We start from the raw sequence: 1637 nt of genomic DNA on the forward strand, positions 1-1637 counted from the left end.
GGTATGGGATATGACCACCGGCAGCCTGATTAATACCCTGGAAGGACACAGCAATTCGGTCTACAGCGTAGCAATCAGCCCGGACGGTACGAAAATCGTTAGCGGCAGTGGGGACAATTCCGTCAAGGTATGGGATATGACCACCGGGAAGTTGCTTAAGACCCTGGAAGGACACGGTGGTAATGTTAACAGTGTAGCAATAAGCCCAGATGGTACGAAAATCGTTAGCGGCAGTGGGGATAGAACAATACGAATATGGGACATGACCACAGGAAACCTTCTTGCTATATTTGAACTATACGGCTACTCTGTTGAAAGTATAGCAATAAGCACGGATGGTACAAAAATCATTAGTGGAGGTTGGGACAATATTATACGTATATGGGATATGCCCACTGACAGCATTCTTAATACACCTGAAGGACACAATAATTCCGTTACCTTTGTATCAATCAGCGTAGACGGTACAAAAATTGTTACCAAAAGTCATGATGGCAATCTATGTATATGGGATATGGCTACTGGTAGGCTGTTTAGATATCTTCAAAGATTTGATAGGATTGTAACAATTAGTGTAGATGGTGCTAAAATAGTTACCGGCAGTAGTGATAACACTTTACGCATATGGGATATGACTACCGGCAGTCTGCTTAACACTCTTCAAGGACACGACGATGCTGTTGAAAGTGTAGCAATCAGCCCGGACGGTACGAAAATCGTCAGCGGCAGTAGTGACAAAACCCTACGCATATGGGATATGACCACCGGCAGCATGATTAATACACTGCAAGGACACAGCAATTCTGTTGAAAGTGTAGCAATCAGCCCGGACGGTACGAAAATCGTCAGCGGCAGTAGAGACAAAACCCTACGCATATGGGACATGTCTAACGGCAAACTGCTTAATACTCTTCAAGGACACGACGATGCTGTTTACTGTATAGCAATCAACCAGGACGATACGAAAATCATTAGCGGCAGTAGTGACAACACCCTACGCATATGGGATATGGCCACCGGCAGTCTGCTTAATACTCTTCAAGGACACGACGGTACTGTTCACTGTATAGCAATCAGCGCGGGCAGTACTAAAATCATTAGCGGCGGTAATGATAGCATGCTACATATATGGGATATGGACACCGGCAACTTGATTAACACTCTGCAAGGACACAGCAATTCTGTTGAAAGTGTAGCAATAAGCCCGGACGGTACAAAGATTGCTAGCGGTAGTTGGGATAATTCCCTCAAGGTCTGGGATGCAGACACCGGCAGACTCATCTGGACGACCAACCCGCGCCTCTACTGTGGAGGTGTGAAGATCAAAGGCGTAACGGAGTTGTCGGATGTCAATCGGCGACTTCTTATGCAACGTGGTGCAATTGACAACTAACCTGCACCCACCCCCATTGCCGAAGGCAGGCAACGGATGAAGGGTCGGGACGACCCTTAATCCTTCCCCCCCAAACCTCCACCTACCCCCCAACTCAACCACCAAGCCTCCGCATAACGGGGTCAAGGGGACTGGTCCCCTTGCGGGGGGTTCTGAAGGGGGGCGGAGGGCATAGGTGTTAAGTTAAGCATGATACCTCCAGTACCTCCAAGTCTTTTAGTGTTAATTTCTTAGGTTTAGGCGT

1 protein-coding gene is annotated in these 1637 nt (G+C 47.5%); it reads left to right on the forward strand.

What is annotated here, in order from left to right; genetic code table 11:
• Positions 1-1393 (forward strand): WD40 repeat domain-containing protein (locus HWQ67_RS17935; protein ID WP_218254062.1); only part of this gene is annotated, 1393 nt, incomplete at its 5' end.
• Positions 1394-1637 lie beyond the last annotated feature (244 nt).

It is taken from the genome of Candidatus Magnetobacterium casense (assembly GCF_019173545.1).
In the GTDB taxonomy this organism is placed as follows: domain Bacteria; phylum Nitrospirota; class Thermodesulfovibrionia; order Thermodesulfovibrionales; family Magnetobacteriaceae; genus Magnetobacterium; species Magnetobacterium cryptolimnobacter.